We start from the raw sequence: 17,295 nt of genomic DNA, 5'->3' as shown, positions 1-17,295 counted from the left end.
CGCCGCTCCGGCTTTGGCAAGCCGTGCTGCGGCGTCCCGGCGCGGCAATGCGACTCTAGGATAGTAGAATCGGCTCGGGCAGGGCGCTGAGGTCGGACAGGCCCAGCTGACCCATGTTCGAGATCATGTCCCTGGCCAGAATGTCGATCAGATGATCGACCCCGCGCGGCCCGAGGGCGCCCAGTGCAAAGTGGAAGGCCCGCCCCAGCATGACGAAATCGGCCCCCAGCGCCAGCGCGCGCAGGATGTCGAGCCCGCCCTCGATCCCGCTGTCAAAGATCAGCGGCAGAGCCGTGGCGGCGCGGATGTCCGGCAGCGCCTCGATGCTGGCGGGGGCGCCGTCGAACTGGCGGCCGGCGTGGTTTGACACCCAGACCGCGTCGATGCCCATCTGTTCCAGCCGCACCGCATCGTCGGGGCGCATCACGCCCTTGACGATGAACGGCCCCTCCCAGGCGTCGCGCAGCCAGGCGACGTAATCCCAGTCCGGCGCGGTGCGCAGCAGATAGCCCATGTGTGCGGTCGGCGGCAGGTTCGCGGTGGCATCGGTGACGTATTTGTCCAGCCCGCGCATGTGGGGCATCCCCCGTTTCGCCGTCTGCCAGGCCCAGGCGGGTCGTGTCGCCACCTGCGCCAGCAGACGCGGTGTCAGCCGGGGCGGGTTCGTCAGCCCCGAGCGGACCTGCCGTTCGCGTCGTGACGAGGCGGGAACATCCACCGTCAGGATCAGCGTGCCGAAACCGGCCTTGCGCGCGCGGTCCAGCATGTCGGCGCGAATTTCGGGGTCGCGGGGGGGATACAGCTGGAACCAGGCGTGCTGGCCCAGGTGGGGGGCGATGTCCTCGGGGCCCTGGGTGGCGACGGTAGAGATGCAATAAGGGATCTCGCGGCGTGCGGCGGCGCGGGCCAGGTGGCTTTCCGCACCCGGCCAGATCAGCCCTGACATGCCGATCGGCGCGATGCCAAAGGGGACGGGAAAGGTCTGGCCCAGAAACTGCGTGGTCAGGTCCGGCGAGACTTCGCCATGCAGGGCCGAGGGCATCATCCCGATTCGGTCCAGCGCGGTGCGATTGCGCGCCTTGGCGGCTTCGGTCCCGGTGCCGCTGTCGAGGTATTCCCATACGAAGGGCGGAATGCGCCGCTTGGCGCGGGTGCGAAGGTCGGCTATTGCCGGGTATCTGTTGTCAAGGTCCATGCGGCATTTGTGCCAGGACCATTCCGAATGTCCAGATGGCGGGTTGCAACCACCCGCTGTCGCGTTGAGCGATCGTGCAGGCGTCAGGCGTCAGGTGGCGCCGTCGGAGACCTTGTCTTGCTCCGGCGCAGTTTCGATCAGACTGACAAGGGCCGAAATGGCGAAGTCGACCTCGTCCTTCGTACCACTGCCGGGGTTGCCATTCCCGATCAGGTGGAGCGGCCTGCGGCCTACCGCGCGTGTACCCCGTTCGGCCATACGACGCTCGGCCGAAGTGCGGATGTCGTTCAGCCGCGAATCGATCGTGCGGCACAGGCCTGCCAGCATCCCGGCGGACCCGGCCAGAATGTCCGGCGAATAGAGACCCTGTTCAACCGCCTCCAGCAGGGCGGAAACCTTGCCCAGTTCGCAGCCCGAGGTCGCGGCGAGAAAGCGCATGTCCTCGAAGGCGATCTCGTCATGGTCGTCATGTTCGACCCGTTCCAGCATGACGGCGCTGCCGACAATCCGGTCGGGGCCATCGGCCATTGGCATGTACTGCAGGGTGGTGTCCCAAATCATCGACCCCCGCGGCAGGCTCAGTACCTCGCGGTATTGCTGGGTCGCTTTCTCCGTCAGGCATCTTTCGTAGTTCTTGCCAACTGCTTCTGCCTGTTTCGCCGACAACAGGTCGGTGATCGGTCGGTTGATCACCGCCTCCATCGCCATGCCGCTTTCCGCTTCGTGTCGCTGGTTGAGAGCCAGGATTTCGAATGTATCGGTATCCCGGTAGCGTTGCGCGATGAACATGGGCACATTGAACCTGTTCATCTGCCGCTTCAGGCGTTGCGCATCGGTCGTAGTGAACATTGCCTAGTCCTTGTTTGTTTCTTCTGGTTTTGCCCAAGCTATCTGCAAATCGGTTAGGGATTGGTAAACGGCTAAAAGCTGCTGAAAATTATTCTTTATCAATATGTTACGAAAATCCTAACAACGCCCGTCAGGTCTGGGCCGCGCGCCGTGAACATAATGAGAACTCGGCTTTCCATCGGGGCCGCAACCCGCTATGTTTTGGCCATGAGCAGCTTTGATGAAATGGACGCCTTCGAAGGCGCATCGCTGTCGGCCCGCGCGATGGCGGCGCGACCGCAGCCCTACCTGGACGGATTGAACCCGGCGCAACGCGCCGCGGTGGAACAGCTGGATGGCCCCGTGCTGATGCTGGCGGGGGCCGGCACCGGCAAGACCAAGGCGCTGACCACGCGGATCGTGCATCTGATGAACACCGGGCGCGCGCGGCCGAACGAGATTCTGGCGGTGACATTCACCAACAAGGCGGCGCGCGAGATGAAGAACCGCGTAGGCCAGATGATGGGGCGCGAGGTCGAGGGGATGCCCTGGCTGGGCACGTTCCACGCCATCTGCGTGAAACTGCTGCGCCGACATGCCGAACTGGTGGGCCTGAAATCGAACTTTACCATTCTGGACACGGACGATCAGCTGCGCCTGCTGAAACAACTGGTCGCGGCCGAGAACATCGACGACAAACGATGGCCCGCCCGGATGCTGGCCGGGATCATCGACGGCTGGAAGAACCGTGCGCTGACGCCGGACAAGGTGCCCGCCGCCGATGCGGGGCTCTACAACCACCGCGGGACCGAGATTTACGATCAGTATCAACGCCGGCTGGTCGATCTGAACGCGGTCGATTTCGGCGATCTGCTGCTGCATATGGTGACAATCTTTCAGAAGCACCCGGATGTGCTGGAGCAGTATCAGCGTTGGTTCAGATATATCCTGGTGGACGAATACCAGGATACCAACGTGGCCCAGTACCTGTGGCTGCGGCTGCTGGCGCAGGGGCACCGCAACATCTGTTGTGTGGGCGACGACGACCAGTCGATCTATGGCTGGCGCGGGGCGGAGGTGGGCAACATCCTGCGTTTCGAGACCGATTTCCCCGGTGCGCATGTGGTCAAGCTGGAGCAGAACTACCGCTCTACCCCGCATATCCTGGCGGCCGCCTCCGGCGTGATCGCGGGCAACGAGGGGCGGCTGGGCAAGACGCTCTGGACCGAGGCCGAAGAGGGCGAAAAGGTGCGCCTGATCGGCCATTGGGACGGTGAGGAAGAGGCCCGCTGGATCGGCGAGGAAATCGAGGCGATGCAGCGCGGCACCCGCGGGATGGACGCGGTCGGGCTCGACTCCATGGCGATTCTCGTGCGCGCCTCGCATCAGATGCGCGCCTTCGAGGACCGGTTCCTGACGATTGGCCTGCCGTACCGTGTCATCGGCGGGCCGCGCTTTTACGAGCGGTTGGAGATCCGGGACGCGATGGCCTATTTCCGGGTGGTGACGTCGCCCGACGACGATCTGGCGTTCGAGCGGATCGTGAACACGCCCAAGCGCGGCCTGGGCAATGTGGCGCAGCAGAAGATCCAGACCACCGCCCGCGAACACGGCGTGAACCTGGTTGAGGGCGCGCGCATCCTGCTGGCGCATGACGGGATCGGCGGCAAGGGGGCGGCGCAACTGCGACAGTTGATCGACGGGATCGACCGCTGGGGCCGCAGCGTGGGCGATGAAAATACCAACCACGTCGAACTCGCAGAGATCATTCTGGACGAATCCGGCTACACCGGCATGTGGCAGAACGACAAGACACCCGAGGCGCCCGGGCGGCTCGACAACCTCAAGGAACTGATCAAGGCGCTGGAGCAGTTCGAGAACCTGCAGGGTTTTCTGGAGCATGTCAGCCTGATCATGGACAATGAAAGCGACGATGGCGGGGAAAAGGTCAGCATCATGACGCTGCATGCGGCCAAGGGGCTGGAGTTTCCCGTCGTCTTCTTGCCGGGGTGGGAAGACGGGCTGTTCCCCTCGCAACGCTCCATGGACGAGAGCGGGATCAAGGGCCTGGAAGAAGAGCGCCGTCTGGCTTATGTCGGGATCACGCGGGCGGAAGAGCTTTGCACGATTTCATTCGCCGGAAACCGCATGGTGTTTGGCCAATGGCAGAGCGCGATGCCGTCGCGGTTCATCGACGAATTGCCCGAGGATCACGTGGAGGTGCTGACGCCGCCCGGTCTTTATGGCGGCAGTTTCGGCGCGGCGATGCCGAAGAGCACGCTGCACGACGCTGCGGCGGAGGCGAATGTCTATAATTCGCCCGGCTGGCGGCGGCTGCAGGCCCGCGCGGGCGAACGCGGGATCAGCCAGCCGCGCGAGCAGCGCAATGTCACGATCGACATGCAGGCTGTCAGCAGCTTTGTCATGGGCGAACGGGTGTTTCATCAGAAGTTCGGCTATGGCGCGATCATCGGGATCGAGGGTGACAAGCTGGAAGTGGATTTCGAGAAGGCCGGTGTGAAGAAGGTGGTTTCGCGATTCCTGTCCGGCTGTGATGACGTGCCATTCTGAAGGCTGGTAGCCGACGCGGGTCTGATCCGCAGGAGCGGCTGCGCCGCATTACATTATTGTTTTGCGCTGCGGGCCCACCATCCCAGAGGGTCTGGCGTCGCCCTTGCGTGATCCCGTCCTGGCACCCGCCGTTTGGCCCCACAAGCAAAATAGCCGTATCCCCTTCGGGGACCCTCGGCGATTTGGCTTGTGTGTCCATCCGTCGCGCGCCCTGTCGGGGTCAAGCAAGGGCGGCGCCAGACCAGAGTTGTGGGGAGGGGTTAAAGAAACAGCGGTGCCGTGGGAGGACGGCACCGCTGCTCTTTGTCGGCCCGAAGCGTCAAGGGAGGATCGGCTTCGGGTCTGTTCGGGGCGCTGCTGCATCAGGGAGGAGAAAGGTGCAGCGGCCCCGGTTTCAGTCGTCCAACCGGGAGGAAGCGGACGACCGATTCAGGTATGTCAGCCGCGGGCGGCTTCCATCGAAATACGCTTGATGTCGCTGCGGCTCAGGCCGAGGTCGGCCAGGTCGCGGTTGCTGAGTGCGCTGAGACCATCGAAGGTCTCGCGGTACATGCGGTATTGCTTGTAACGGGTTGCCAGCGCGTCGAAGCCTGAGCCGATGCGGCTGAGCAAGGAAGAAGTCGGTGCGGTTGTTGTTGTTGTTGAATATGCCATCGTGGCGCCTCTTTTTTCATATCATCGTCGTTTCGGATAACGGGCATATACGCTTCGAAAAATTCTGGACAACGGCCAAGGCTGCAAGGCCGTTATGCGAAACCTGCATGGGCGACGCAGGGGCAACCCATTGTTATCAGTATATAAACAAAGGTCCGCCGGAGGGGCCTGGGTTTCTTTTGTGTGGGGGAGTTAAGAAAAAGGGCGACGACATCAGGGAGGAGGAGGATGTCGCCGCCGATCACAGACGGTGTCGGGAGGAGGATGACCCCGTCTGGTCTTTCTCTTGAAGTGCATCTCTGCTCTTCACATCCTCAATATCGCTTTAATGCTGCGCTTGCACAATGGATAGTTTTGCAATGCTGCCATGCAGCAAAAACATGGATTCGCTGTAGAAAATCTGTGCGCCCTGCTAATGGAGCAGGCATGTCGTCGCGTCCCCTTGTGATTTTCGCAGAAAATGGCATGTGGGGGTGACAGCACAGGAGGTTTTCATGCCGATCAGCAAGTCCGATGTCGAAGCCGCGCTTTCGCGCGTGAACCTGCCCGACGGCAAAAGCCTCATGGCGCATGATCTGGTGCGCGCGCTGCGGGTCGAGGACGATGTCGTGCGTTTCGTGATCGAGGCACCCAATGCAGAGGTGGCGCAGGCCATGGGGCCGTTGCGCGACGCGGCGGAGCGGGTGGTGGCGGAACTGCCCGGCGTGCGCAGCGTCTCGGTCGCGCTGACGGCGCATGGTCCGGCCAAAAAGCCCGAGGCGCCGCCCAGCCTGAAGATCGGCGGCCACCCGAAGCCGCAGGAGGGGCCGGTGAAGCCGGCCGGGGTGGACCGGATCCTCGCGATTGCCTCTGGCAAGGGGGGCGTGGGCAAGTCGACGGTGAGTTCCAATCTCGCCGTTGCGCTGGCCCGGCAGGGCCGCCGGGTGGGGCTTTTGGATGCGGATATATACGGTCCAAGCCAGCCGCGGATGATGGGGGTGAACAAGCGCCCCGCCAGCCCTGACGGCAAGACGATCATTCCCCTGGAGGCGCACGGTGTCACGCTGATGTCCATCGGTTTCATGATGGAGGAGGGCAAGGCGGTTGTCTGGCGGGGGCCGATGCTGATGGGGGCTTTGCAGCAGATGCTGGGCCAGGTTCAATGGGGCGCGCTGGATGTGCTGATTGTCGATCTGCCGCCGGGCACCGGGGACGTGCAGTTGACCCTTTGCACCAAGTCTGAGCTGACCGGCGCCATCGTGGTAAGCACGCCGCAGGATGTGGCGCTGATCGACGCGCGCAAGGCGATTGATATGTTTGCGACGCTGAAGACGCCGGTGCTGGGCCTGATCGAGAACATGTCGATGTTCATCTGTCCCGATTGTGGCGCGGAGCATCAGATTTTCGGTCACGGCGGCGTCTCGGCGGAGGCCGAGAAGCTGGGTGTGCCGCTGCTGGGCGCTTTGCCGATTGATCTGGAAACCCGTCTGGCGGGCGACGGCGGCACGCCCGTGGCGGCGGGCGAAAGCGCGGCGGCGGACGCTTACGCGCGGATCGCCGCCGGGCTGGTCAAGGGCGGCATGGCCTGAGCGGGCGTCCCTCAGGACAGGGAGCGTTTTTCCACCAGATGACCGTAGAGGGTGGTCAGCACGGAGACACAGATGATCCCCTCGGCCAGGAAAACGCATGTCTCGAACAGCAGGCTGGTCGGGTCTGGTGATTGAAAGAGCAGCGAGAGGGTCACGGAGATCGTGACGCTGAGCAACGATACCAACGCCGCGACCGCCAGGATCGCACCCGACACGGGGGCGGAGATCATCCAGCTTTGCAGCAGTCCCATGCGCTGACCCATGGCGGCGGCGGGCAACGAGATGCTGACGCGCAGGCCCACCCATAGAAATGCGATGCCGGCCAGTATGCTGAAAAGGACGGAGGGGGAGCCCTGACCCGGCGCTGACTGCCCGCCGGTCAGGCTGGCCAGCACACCGAGCACTGTCAGGATCGGGATTGCCGCCAGCATTTGCACCAGTGCCACGGTAAAGGCACGCCAGATGTAAAAAGCGATTATTCCCCAGCCGGGGCGCAGGTCGTTTGCCCGGTCCGTGCCGTCCAGGAGCACGTGACGGTGCCAGTGGATGGCCATCAGCGCGTAGCCAAGCAGCCCCGCGACACCCAGTGCCAGCATCAACAGAATGTCCGATGGATCAATCCGTAGGATGGCGTCGGTGTCGTTACGGAGTACGGCGTTCAATGCGTCGGGCAGCAGGGTGGAGGCGGCAAGGGTGCTGAGCAGCACCATGGCAAGCCCCGGCAATATCACGCGAAAGGTGGTGCCCGGCGCGTGCATCAGCATGCGGATGGCATGGGCAATAAGGGATATTCCGAAGGTCAAGCTATGCTCCTGCGTCTGGGAGCCTTTTGGCCAATGAGGCTCTTGGGTGCAAGCGGGCGCGGCGAAATTTGTCCGTGGTCCGTGCTCTGCGCTGAACTTGATACGGCCATGACCGGTTGCGCGATACGAAGCCTCGGCAGGCCACAGGCTTGGACAGGCGGTGCCGTGGGCCGTGCCGGGAAATTCCGGGAACCGCGCGGGGGCGGGCAGGGGCGGCTGGGAATTCAGGGGAAATCGGCGAAGAGCGGCGCTGCGATTCGGCCAAATACCGCCGATTTCGAATCAATTTCATGGGAACGGGCTTGAAAATGGTTGAATCCTGCCGTGGAATTTCGGAACAAGTTGCGAACACAGGTTGTGGATAACTCTGCGGATGAAATTTTCTGGGAAATCATGGGAGGTTTTGGCCGATACGACAACATCACCATATCTTGTGTTATGCCGGAAAAATCATACCCAATAGGCTAAAATCCGGCCAAATTTCACCACCACATTTTGATTTTGACCCCTGTGCAGAACTAAATCTCGTGGGTTGAGGGCAAAAAAATTGTAGACGCCCATCAATTCCCGTGGCATCCCTAGTGCATCGGATGAGAACGGGACACGGGGCACCAAACGACCCCACAAAAACAAAAAACCTAGCAGGTTTCATACAGGCACCTCGCTTTCATCAGACAACGAGATCCGGCGCGCGGGCGAGCAGACATCCCCCCAGGTGGCGCGCGCAGTCGGACTTCCCCGCCAAGCTGCGGGACGAGGGCGGCGGGTTGATCAGTGGCAGCAGATCAACCCGCCGTTTCCATGTCCGGAGGGCACTTCGCAGCACGGGGGCAGAAATTTCGCGGGGGCGCGACAAGAAGACTAAAGCGCACCGCGCGCAGGCAGGAAAACCAAGTGGGCCGCAGGTTCAGAGGCGAAAGCCATCACAAGGTCGATAGCAAGGGGCGGGTTTCCATACCGGCCTCTTTTCGGCGTGTGCTGGAAGCCGGTGATCCGAACTGGAAGTCCGGTGAAAACCCTGAACTGGTGATCGTCTACGGCGACGACAAACGCAATTTCCTCGAATGCTATACCATGGAGGCCATCGACGAGGTGGACGCCAAGATCGACGCCTTGCCGCGTGGGTCTGTGGGGCGCAAGGCGCTGCAGCGGTTGTTTCATGGCCAATCCTTCCCGACCACGGTGGACGAAACCGGTCGTCTGGTCCTGCCAGCCAAGCTGCGCAAGAAGATTGACCTGGACGCAGAGGCGTTTTTCTTTGCGACTGGCGACACGTTCCAGATCTGGAAACCCGAAACCTATGAGGCAGAAGAGGAATCCTGGGCGGAAGAACTGCCCGACGATTTCGATCCGATGGCCTTCCTGGATGGCAACGTGGAGGCCTGAACCTGATGGCTGCTGCGGCCTCTCCTGAACAGACTGCCCCCCATACCCCGGTTTTGCTGCGCCCTCTGCTGGCCGCCGTCGCGCCTGTCTCGGGCGTCTGGCTTGACGGGACGTTCGGCGCTGGCGGCTACACGCGCGGTCTGCTCGATGCCGGGGCGGACCGTGTAATCGCGGTGGACCGCGACCCGCTCGCCTTCGAAATGGCGCAGGGCTGGGCAGGGGACTACGGCGCGCGTATCACCATGCAGCGGGGTGTCTTTTCGCGGATGGATGACTACGGGCAGGACCTCGACGGTGTGGTGCTGGACCTCGGCGTGTCGTCGATGCAGCTCGACCTGGCCGAGCGGGGCTTTTCCTTCATGAAGGACGGGCCGCTCGACATGCGGATGTCGCAGGACGGGCCGTCCGCCGCCGATCTGGTGAACGAGGGCGAGGAAGAGCTGATCGCCAACATCCTTTTCCAGTACGGAGAGGAACGCGCGAGCCGACGCATCGCGAAAGCCATCGTGCGCGCCCGCGCCGAGGCGCCGATCACAACGACCCTTGAACTTGCGGCGCTTGTCGAAGGCTGCCTGCCACGCGCCAAGCCGGGGCAATCGCATCCGGCGACCCGCAGCTTTCAGGCGATCCGCATTGCCGTGAATGACGAATACGGTGAGCTTTTCCAGGGCCTTATGGCGGCCGAACGTGCCTTGCGGCCCGGCGGGAAGCTGGCTGTTGTTACCTTTCATTCGGTCGAGGACCGGATGGTCAAACGGTTCCTCACGGCACGGTCGGGCGGGGGCGGCAACGCCAACCGCTTTGCGCCGGAGATCGAACGTCCGGCCCCGCAGTTCCGGGTGGAAAAGCGCAAGGCGATCGGACCGGACGCCGAGGAGCTGGCCGAAAATCCGCGCAGCCGGTCGGCCAAGCTGCGCGTGGCGATCAGAACGGATGCACCCAGCGGTGCGGTAGATGCGAAATCCATCGGCATGCCGATGGTCAGGGGGCAATAGATGCGAGCGGTACTTTATATTCTCACGTCCATGGCGGTGATCGGGCTGGCCTTTTGGGCCTATCGCGAGAACTACGCGACCCAGCAGGCGCTGAGTGAGGCGGACAAGCTGCATGCCAACATCCGCGCCGCACACGCGCGGCTTGCGGTGCTCAAGGCCGAATGGGCCTACCAGAACCGTCCCGAACGGCTGCGCGATCTTGCCGTGCTCAACTTTGACCGGCTGAACCTGCTGCCGCTCCAGCCGCATCAGTTCGGCGCGGTGGATCAGGTGGCCTATCCGCCTGCGCCGCTGTTGCCCATCACCAACCCGGTGGATGTGTCGACCATGAACGCCCCGGATTCCGAGGAGGACCCGCTATGATCCGCACCCCCCTGCGCCCGCTTGCGCGTATCCTCGACGCGCGCCAGAAGGGCGAGAACCCCGACGCGATCGAGCGCGAGAACAAGCGCATCCGCCATGAACAGATGCGGGACCGGTCGCGTCAGCGGGCCGAGGGCCGGCTGCTGGTGCTTGGCGTCTTCTTCTTCTGCGCCTTTTCGGTGGTGGGTGCGCGCATGGGCCTTCTGGCCACGTCCGAAGCGACCGAACCGCGCGCCCACGCGCCGGGGGCCGTCATATCGGCCTCGCGGGCGGACATCGTGGACCGCAATGGCAACATCCTCGCCACCAACTTCGAGACCCACGCGCTTTATGCGCAGCCGCGCCACATGGTGGATCCGGCAATGGCGGCGAAAAAGCTGGTCGGCGTGTTTCCCGACCTGGATGAGGAACGCCTGCTGAAGGATTTCACCGGCAAGCGCAAGTTCCTGTGGATCAAGAAGAAAATCAGCCCGGAGCAGATGCAGGAAGTCCATGACATCGGCGATCCCGGCCTGTTGTTCGCGCCGCGCGACATGCGGCTCTATCCCAACGGCACTTTGGCTGCGCATGTCCTTGGCGGCGCCAGCTTTGGCAAGGAGGGCGTGCATGCCGCCGAGGTCATCGGCGTCGCCGGGGTGGAGCGGTACTTCGACGATTATCTGCGCGATCCCGCCAACGGCAACAAGCCGCTGGAGTTGTCGCTGGACCTGACGGTGCAGGCTGCCTCTGAACAGGTGCTTTGGGGCGGGATGAAACTGATGAACGCCAAGGGCGCCACGTCGGTCCTGATGGACGTCAAGACGGGCGAAGTGGTCAGCGTGGTCTCGCTGCCCAGCTTCGACCCCAACGACCGGCCGCGCCCCGCGACCAAGGGCGACCCGTCTGACAGCCCACTTTTCAACCGGTCGGTGCAGGGCGTGTACGAGCTGGGGTCGACTTTCAAGATCTTCGCGGCGGCGCAGGCCATCGACCTCGGCCTCGTGACTGCTCAGACGGTGATTGATACCAGCGGCCCGATGAAGGTCGGCGGCTTCAGGATCGGCGAATTCCACAACAAGAATTACGGCAAGCTGAGCGTGGCGGACATCATCGTGAATTCGTCCAACCGCGGCACCGGGCGCATCGCCCTGCAGATCGGAGTGGAGCGGCAGCAGGCGTTCCTCAAGAAGCTGGGCTTTTTCGATGCGACCTCCTTTGAAATCGTCGAGGCGGCGGGCGGCAAGCCCCTGTTGCCGAAACGCTGGACGGACCTGTCCTCCGTCACCATTTCCTACGGTCACGGATTGTCCTCCAGCCCGATGCACCTGGCGGCGGGCTACGCCGCGCTGGCCAACGGGGGCTACAAGGTCAAGCCGACGCTGATCAAGCAGACCGGCCCGCAGCTTGGCCCGAGGGTCATCTCGGCAGAGGCGTCGGCGGATGCGCGGATGATGTTGCGCAAGGTGGTCAGCGATGGCACGGCGAGCTTTGGCGAGGTGCCGGGCTATCAGGTGGGCGGCAAGACGGGGACGGCGGACAAACCCCGCCCGAACGGCGGCTATTACAACGACAAGGTCATCGCCACCTTCGCGTCGATCTTCCCCGCACATGACCCGAAATACGTGCTGATCGTGACCCTGGACGAACCGGTGGAGACCTCGGGTGACAAGCCGCGCCGCACTGCCGGCTGGACCGCGGTGCCGGTGGCCGCCGAGATGATCCGCCGGGTGGCGCCCCTGCTGGGCGTGCGTCCGACAGTTGAACCGCTGGAGGAGGCTGTGATAACGCTGGCTGGCAACAACTGAGCAACACGCCAAGCCGCAAAGGCGCCAAGATGAGCAGCCCCCGAAAACTTCCCCTGACCGCCCTGGGCCTGATGGCTGCGAGCGGTGCGAACCCCGACATTCTCGATCTGGCGGTCGACAGCCGCGACGTGGGGCCGGGGTGTCTCTTTGCCGCGATGCCGGGCAGCCGTGTGCACGGGGCGCGCTTTGTCGAGAAGGCGCTGAAGGACGGGGCGGTGGCGGTGCTGACCGACAGCGCGGGGGCGGAAATCGCGGGCGATGCGATCCGCGCCGCGGGGGCGGCCCTGGTTATCTCGGACGCCCCGCGCGAGGCGCTGGCACGGACCGCGGCGCTTTGGTTCGGGGGGCAGCCCGGCGTGATGGCGGCAGTGACCGGCACCAACGGCAAGACGTCGGTGTCTACCTTTGTGCGTCAGATCTGGATCGAGATGGGCCATGCCGCCGTCAACCTCGGGACCACCGGGGTCGAAGGGGCCTGGACCGCACCGCTGGCCCACACCACGCCCGAGCCGATCACCCTGCACCGCGCGCTGCGCGCAGCACTGGACAACGGCATCACCCACGCCGCGATGGAAGCCTCAAGCCACGGGCTTGACCAGCGGCGGCTTGACGGTGTGACCCTGCGGGCGGCAGGCTTTACCAATTTCACCCAGGATCATCTGGACTATCACGAAACCTTCGACGCCTATTTCGACGCCAAGGCGGGCCTGTTCGCGCGTGTCCTGTCCGAGGACGGCACGGCGGTCATCAACATCGACGACCCCAAGGGGGTGGATATCGCGGCCATCGCACGCGCCCGTGGCTGCGAGGTGATTACCGTGGGCCGTGACGGGGGCGATCTGCACCTGACGGCACAGCGGTTCGACGCCACGGGGCAGGACCTGCGCTTTGAATGGCAGGGCAAGGCGGTCCAGAAGCGGCTGGAGCTGATGGGCGGCTTTCAGGCCGACAACGTGCTGCTGGCGGCGGGGCTGGTCATCGCCTGCGGCGGGCAGCCGCAGGAGGTCTTCGACACGCTGCCGCATCTGACCACGGTGCGGGGCCGCATGCAGCTGGCCGCGACGCGCGGGAACGGGGCAGCGGTGTTTGTCGATTATGCCCATACGCCCGATGCGGTGGCCACCGCGCTGGCGGCGATGCGTCCGCATGTGATGGGACGGCTGATCGCCATTGTCGGCGCGGGCGGCGACCGGGACAGGGCCAAGCGGCCACTGATGGGGGCGGCGGCGATGACTCATGCCGACGCGGTGATCGTCACGGACGACAATCCGCGTTCCGAAGATCCCGCGAGCATCCGCGCGGCGGTCCTTGAGGGCGCGCCGGGCGCGATGGAGGTGGGCGACCGGGCCGAAGCGATCCTGCGCGGCATCGACCTGCTGGAGCCGGGCGATGCATTGCTGATCGCGGGCAAGGGGCATGAGACAGGGCAGATCGTGGGCAACGACGTGCTGCCCTTCGACGATGCGGAGCAGGCCAGCATGGCCGTTGCGGCACTGGATGGGAGGCTGGCATGACACTCTGGACGGCTGAAGAGGCCGCCGCCGCCACGGGGGGGCGGGCGGTGGGCGACTGGACCTGCGAGGGCGTTTCCATCGACACCCGCACGATCGAAAAGGGCGATCTGTTCGTCGCGCTGAAGGATGCGCGCGACGGGCACGACTTTGTGGCGCAGGCGCTGGAGAACGGCGCGGGGGCTGCCCTGGTGTCCCGCCGCCCCGACGGCGTGGCGGAGGATGCGCCGCTGCTGATCGTCGACGATGTGCTGGCGGGCCTTGAAAGGCTGGGCCAGGCGGCCCGTTCCCGCACGCAGGCCAAGGTGGTTGCAGTGACCGGCAGCGTCGGCAAGACCTCGACCAAGGAGATGCTGCTGGCCATGTTGGGGGATCAGGGACGCACCCATGCCAGCGTGGCCAGCTACAACAACCACTGGGGCGTGCCCCTGACGCTGGCGCGCATGCCCGCCGACACGGATTATGCGGTCATCGAGATCGGCATGAACCACCCCGGAGAGATTGCGCCGCTGGCGCGGATGGCGCAGGCGGATGTGGCCATGATCACCACCGTCGCTCCGGCGCATCTGGAGGCCTTCGAGAACCTGGCCGGTATCGCGGTTGAGAAAGCCTCGATCTTTGAAGGTGTCAAACCGGGTGGCTGGGCCGTGATCAACGCAGACATCGAACACGCGGCAATTCTGATGGCCAAGGCGGTGGACTGCCGCCTGCGCGACCTCGAATTCGGCGAACACGGGCATCACTTCAAACTGCTGGAGGTGCAGGTTCAGTCCGATACGACCGTGGTTCAGGCCAGCCACGACGGGGCACCGATCCTGTTCAAGATCGCCACGCCCGGTCGGCACTTTGCGATGAACGGTCTGGGTGCACTGGCGGTCTGTCACGCGCTTGGGGTCGATCTGGCGCTGGCGGCGCAGTCGCTTGGACGCTGGCAGCCCTACAAGGGGCGCGGCGTGCGGGAGGTGATCGTTCTGGATCCGATCGAGACCCATATGACGCTGGCGATGATCGACGACAGCTACAACGCGAACCCGACCTCGATGGCCGCGGCGCTGGCGGTGCTCGCGGCGGCGGAGGTCACGCACGACATCGGCCGGGTTGGCAAGGGGCGGCGCATCGCGATCCTGGGTGACATGAAGGAACTGGGGCCCGACGCCGCCGCGCTGCATGCGGGTCTGGCCGATCTGGAGACCACCCGGTCGCTGGACGTGGTCCACTGCATCGGGCCGCTGATGCGCGCGCTGTATGATGCCTTGCCCGAGCACCAGCGCGGCGTCTGGGCCGAGACCGCCGCCGACGTTTTGCCAAATCTGCGCGGCCTGCTCGATTCCGGCGATGTGGTGCTGGTCAAGGGGTCGCTTTCGACCCGGCTGGGGACGATCGTTGACGCGATCCGTAAAATGGGCCATCCGGTGGAAACCCTGTGACCGGGGTCACGCAACAAGATGTTGAGTAAGGACGCGTTTGAATGCTCTATTGGTTGACACTCCTGTCGGATGGTGGCGATTTTTTCAATCTGTTTCGCTATATCACCTTCCGCGCCGGCGGGGCCTTTCTGACCGCGCTGATATTCGGCTTTCTTTTCGGGCGGCCACTGATCGCGGTGCTGCGTCGCCGCCAGGGCAAGGGCCAGCCGATCCGGGGCGACGGGCCCGAGGGGCATTTCGTGAAGGCGGGGACGCCGACCATGGGCGGGTTGCTGATTGTCGGTGCTCTGCTGACCTCCACCCTGCTCTGGGCGCGGCTCGACAATGCCTTTGTCTGGATCGTGCTGTTTGTCACCATGAGCTTTGCCGCCATCGGCTTCGCCGACGATTATGCCAAGGTCAGCAAGCAGAATACATCAGGTGTGTCCGGCAAGGTGCGGCTGCTGCTGGGGTTTCTCATCGCCGCCATCGCCGGTTTCTGGGCCGCGCAGTACCATCCGGCGGAATTGCAGTACCAACTGGCGCTGCCGGTGTTCAAGGACACGCTGATCAACCTCGGTTTGCTGTTCGTCCCCTTCGCGATCATCGTCATCGTGGGGGCGGCGAACGCGGTGAACCTCACCGACGGGCTGGACGGGCTGGCGATCATGCCGGTCATGATCGCCGCCGGAACGCTGGGGGTCATCGCCTATGCGGTGGGCAGGGTCGACTTTACCGATTATCTCGATGTGCATTACGTGCCGGGGACCGGCGAGATCCTGATCTTTACCGCCGGACTGTTCGGCGGGGGCCTTGGATTTCTGTGGTACAACGCGCCGCCTGCGGCGGTCTTCATGGGTGACACCGGGTCGCTGGCCCTGGGCGGCGCGCTGGGGGCCATCGCGGTGGCGACCAAGCACGAGCTTGTCCTGGCCATTGTCGGCGGGCTGTTCGTGGTGGAGGCGCTGTCGGTGATCGTGCAGGTGCTTTATTTCAAGCGGACCGGCAAGCGGGTGTTCCTGATGGCGCCGATCCATCACCACTACGAGAAGAAGGGCTGGGCGGAGCCGCAGATCGTGATCCGGTTCTGGATCATTTCGCTGATCCTGGCGATGATCGGGCTGGCGACGCTGAAGGTCCGGTAGATTGCGCTGGCGCGCCGCGTGCCGCGGGCGGCGCGGCGCGCCGGGGCGCGCGCCGGTGGAGGCGCTGCCTCCACACCTCCTTGTGTATTTTCGGAACAATGAAGCTGCGGGTCAGAAGATCGACCAGTCCATCAGGGTCGTGAGCCGGGCCAGTGCCTCGGTGCCGCGGTGGGAATTGCCGTAGCGGTTGAGACCCGGGCTCCAGACCGCGATGGCGGCGACATGGGGAACGATGGCAAGGATGCCGCCGCCCACGCCGCTCTTGCCCGGAATGCCGACGCGGTAGGCGAAATCGCCCGAACCGTCGTAATGCCCGCAGGTCAGCATCATCGCGTTCAGCCGCCGGATGCGCCGGGGCGAGACGAGGCGCGGCAGGTCGGGCGCATGCACCAGGAACCGCCCGGCCATGGCCAGCTGCGCGGTCGTCATCTCGATCGCGCAGTGGTGAAAGTAGGTCCCCAGCACCTTGTCGGGGCTGTTGGTCAGGTTGTCATGGGCGGCGAGAAAATGCGCGAGGGCAAAGTTGCGGTGGCCGAAGTCGGTTTCCGAAGCGGCGACGGTATCGTTGATGTGGATGTCCTCGGACCCCGCCGCGGTGCGCAGGAAGCGGATGATCTCGGCCAGTGCTTCGCGCGGGGCGCGGTTGCCCAGCACCGCGTCGGTCGTGACGATGGCGCCCGCATTGATGAAGGGATTGCGGGGGCGGCCATTTTCCTGCTCCAGCTGGACGATGGAGTTGAAGGCCCGGCCCGAGGGTTCGCGGCCCACCCGCGTCCAGAGCTGGTCGCCCGTCCGGCCAAGCGCGATGGCCAGGGTAAAGACCTTGGTGATCGACTGGACCGAAAAGGGGACCTGGTGGTCGCCTGCCTGGTGAAGCCTGCCGTCGGCGGTCACCACAGAGACCGCGAATTGCGCCGGGTCGACCTGGGCGAGCTGCGGGATATACGCCGCGACGTCGCCCCAGTCCGCTGCGGCGCGGGCGTCGCGGTCGAGGTCTTGCAGCACGCTGTCGAGGTTCGGCATTTCGCGGCGCTCCGGGTTGTGAAGGGCGCGCGTTGCGACCATTCTGCGCATCAACGGGTAACA

The 17,295-nt window shown here is 64.4% G+C and carries 14 protein-coding genes; 9 read left to right on the top strand and 5 right to left on the bottom strand.

Annotated features, from left to right (window positions below; genetic code table 11):
* Positions 1 to 55: 55 nt before the first annotated feature.
* Positions 56 to 1,195: an alpha-hydroxy acid oxidase gene (locus FIU94_RS16110; protein WP_152466756.1), complete on the bottom strand. Its 1,140-nt coding sequence runs from the start codon at positions 1,193 to 1,195 to the stop codon at positions 56 to 58.
* 90 nt (positions 1,196 to 1,285) lie between these two features.
* Positions 1,286 to 2,044, bottom strand: a complete 759-nt coding sequence (locus FIU94_RS16105) for a hypothetical protein (protein WP_152466754.1) — start codon at positions 2,042 to 2,044, stop codon at positions 1,286 to 1,288.
* 207 nt (positions 2,045 to 2,251) lie between these two features.
* On the opposite strand from FIU94_RS16105, the gene FIU94_RS16100 reads away from it, so the two are divergent.
* Positions 2,252 to 4,594, top strand: coding sequence for an ATP-dependent helicase (locus FIU94_RS16100; protein ID WP_152466753.1), 2,343 nt, complete (start codon positions 2,252 to 2,254; stop codon positions 4,592 to 4,594).
* A gap of 438 nt (positions 4,595 to 5,032) precedes the next feature.
* On the opposite strand, the gene FIU94_RS16095 is transcribed toward FIU94_RS16100, so the two are convergent.
* The gene (locus tag FIU94_RS16095) at positions 5,033 to 5,248 is read right to left on the bottom strand and encodes a DUF1127 domain-containing protein (RefSeq protein ID WP_152466751.1); all 216 of its coding nucleotides are present in this window, start codon (positions 5,246 to 5,248) and stop codon (positions 5,033 to 5,035) included.
* A 494-nt stretch (positions 5,249 to 5,742) separates the two neighbouring features.
* Between FIU94_RS16095 and FIU94_RS16090 the strand changes: the two genes are divergently transcribed.
* The gene (locus tag FIU94_RS16090) at positions 5,743 to 6,816 is read left to right on the top strand and encodes an Mrp/NBP35 family ATP-binding protein (protein ID WP_152466749.1); all 1,074 of its coding nucleotides are present in this window, start codon (positions 5,743 to 5,745) and stop codon (positions 6,814 to 6,816) included.
* A gap of 11 nt (positions 6,817 to 6,827) precedes the next feature.
* Here FIU94_RS16090 and FIU94_RS16085 read toward each other — a convergent pair whose 3' ends face one another.
* Complete coding sequence (locus FIU94_RS16085) at positions 6,828 to 7,619, bottom strand: hypothetical protein (protein ID WP_152466748.1); 792 nt, start codon at positions 7,617 to 7,619, stop codon at positions 6,828 to 6,830.
* An 894-nt stretch (positions 7,620 to 8,513) separates the two neighbouring features.
* Here FIU94_RS16085 and mraZ point away from each other — a divergent pair.
* The 7 genes from mraZ to mraY are packed head-to-tail and all read left to right on the top strand — an operon-like array spanning position 8,514 to position 16,209.
* The gene (gene mraZ / locus FIU94_RS16080; protein WP_254702564.1) at positions 8,514 to 9,005 is read left to right on the top strand and encodes a division/cell wall cluster transcriptional repressor MraZ; all 492 of its coding nucleotides are present in this window, start codon (positions 8,514 to 8,516) and stop codon (positions 9,003 to 9,005) included.
* Positions 9,006 to 9,010: 5 nt separating this feature from the next.
* Positions 9,011 to 10,000, top strand: coding sequence for a 16S rRNA (cytosine(1402)-N(4))-methyltransferase RsmH (gene rsmH, locus FIU94_RS16075; protein WP_152466746.1), 990 nt, complete (start codon positions 9,011 to 9,013; stop codon positions 9,998 to 10,000).
* A complete protein-coding gene (locus FIU94_RS16070) occupies positions 10,001 to 10,363 on the top strand; it encodes a cell division protein FtsL (protein ID WP_152466745.1) in 363 nt (120 codons plus the stop codon).
* Entirely contained in the window at positions 10,360 to 12,147 is a 1,788-nt protein-coding gene (locus FIU94_RS16065) for a penicillin-binding protein 2 (RefSeq protein WP_152466744.1), read from the top strand. Before FIU94_RS16070 ends, FIU94_RS16065 begins: the two co-directional genes overlap by 4 nt.
* Before the next feature lie 29 nt (positions 12,148 to 12,176).
* A complete protein-coding gene (locus FIU94_RS16060) occupies positions 12,177 to 13,661 on the top strand; it encodes a UDP-N-acetylmuramoyl-L-alanyl-D-glutamate--2,6-diaminopimelate ligase (protein ID WP_152466742.1) in 1,485 nt (494 codons plus the stop codon).
* Positions 13,658 to 15,085: a UDP-N-acetylmuramoyl-tripeptide--D-alanyl-D-alanine ligase gene (murF, locus tag FIU94_RS16055; RefSeq protein WP_152466740.1), complete on the top strand. Its 1,428-nt coding sequence runs from the start codon at positions 13,658 to 13,660 to the stop codon at positions 15,083 to 15,085. Before FIU94_RS16060 ends, murF begins: the two co-directional genes overlap by 4 nt.
* 41 nt (positions 15,086 to 15,126) lie before the next feature.
* Positions 15,127 to 16,209, top strand: a complete 1,083-nt coding sequence (gene mraY, locus FIU94_RS16050; protein ID WP_152466739.1) for a phospho-N-acetylmuramoyl-pentapeptide-transferase — start codon at positions 15,127 to 15,129, stop codon at positions 16,207 to 16,209.
* A gap of 111 nt (positions 16,210 to 16,320) precedes the next feature.
* On the opposite strand, the gene FIU94_RS16045 is transcribed toward mraY, so the two are convergent.
* Positions 16,321 to 17,232 carry a glutaminase gene (locus FIU94_RS16045; protein WP_152467101.1) on the bottom strand — a complete coding sequence of 304 codons (912 nt, stop codon included), beginning with the start codon at positions 17,230 to 17,232 and terminating at the stop codon, positions 16,321 to 16,323.
* Between the last annotated feature and the right edge of the window lie 63 nt (positions 17,233 to 17,295).

Source organism: Sulfitobacter sp. THAF37, assembly GCF_009363555.1.
Lineage (GTDB): Bacteria > Pseudomonadota > Alphaproteobacteria > Rhodobacterales > Rhodobacteraceae > Sulfitobacter.
The sequence above is the reverse complement of the archived record's forward strand: the minus strand, read 5'-3'. Positions and strand labels throughout refer to the sequence as shown.

What these genes read in the sequence shown, in the direction of transcription:
- FIU94_RS16090 (WP_152466749.1), top strand. Translation starts at nt 5,743, where the DNA reads ATGCCGATCAGCAAGTCCGATGTCGAAGCCGCGCTTTCGCGCGTGAAC.
- FIU94_RS16110 (WP_152466756.1), bottom strand. Translation starts at nt 1,195, where the DNA reads ATGGACCTTGACAACAGATACCCGGCAATAGCCGACCTTCGCACCCGC.
- murF (WP_152466740.1), top strand. Translation starts at nt 13,658, where the DNA reads ATGACACTCTGGACGGCTGAAGAGGCCGCCGCCGCCACGGGGGGGCGG.
- mraY (WP_152466739.1), top strand. Translation starts at nt 15,127, where the DNA reads ATGCTCTATTGGTTGACACTCCTGTCGGATGGTGGCGATTTTTTCAAT.
- FIU94_RS16070 (WP_152466745.1), top strand. Translation starts at nt 10,001, where the DNA reads ATGCGAGCGGTACTTTATATTCTCACGTCCATGGCGGTGATCGGGCTG.
- FIU94_RS16100 (WP_152466753.1), top strand. Translation starts at nt 2,252, where the DNA reads ATGAGCAGCTTTGATGAAATGGACGCCTTCGAAGGCGCATCGCTGTCG.
- FIU94_RS16045 (WP_152467101.1), bottom strand. Translation starts at nt 17,232, where the DNA reads ATGCCGAACCTCGACAGCGTGCTGCAAGACCTCGACCGCGACGCCCGC.
- rsmH (WP_152466746.1), top strand. Translation starts at nt 9,011, where the DNA reads ATGGCTGCTGCGGCCTCTCCTGAACAGACTGCCCCCCATACCCCGGTT.
- FIU94_RS16095 (WP_152466751.1), bottom strand. Translation starts at nt 5,248, where the DNA reads ATGGCATATTCAACAACAACAACAACCGCACCGACTTCTTCCTTGCTC.
- FIU94_RS16065 (WP_152466744.1), top strand. Translation starts at nt 10,360, where the DNA reads ATGATCCGCACCCCCCTGCGCCCGCTTGCGCGTATCCTCGACGCGCGC.
- FIU94_RS16060 (WP_152466742.1), top strand. Translation starts at nt 12,177, where the DNA reads ATGAGCAGCCCCCGAAAACTTCCCCTGACCGCCCTGGGCCTGATGGCT.
- FIU94_RS16105 (WP_152466754.1), bottom strand. Translation starts at nt 2,044, where the DNA reads ATGTTCACTACGACCGATGCGCAACGCCTGAAGCGGCAGATGAACAGG.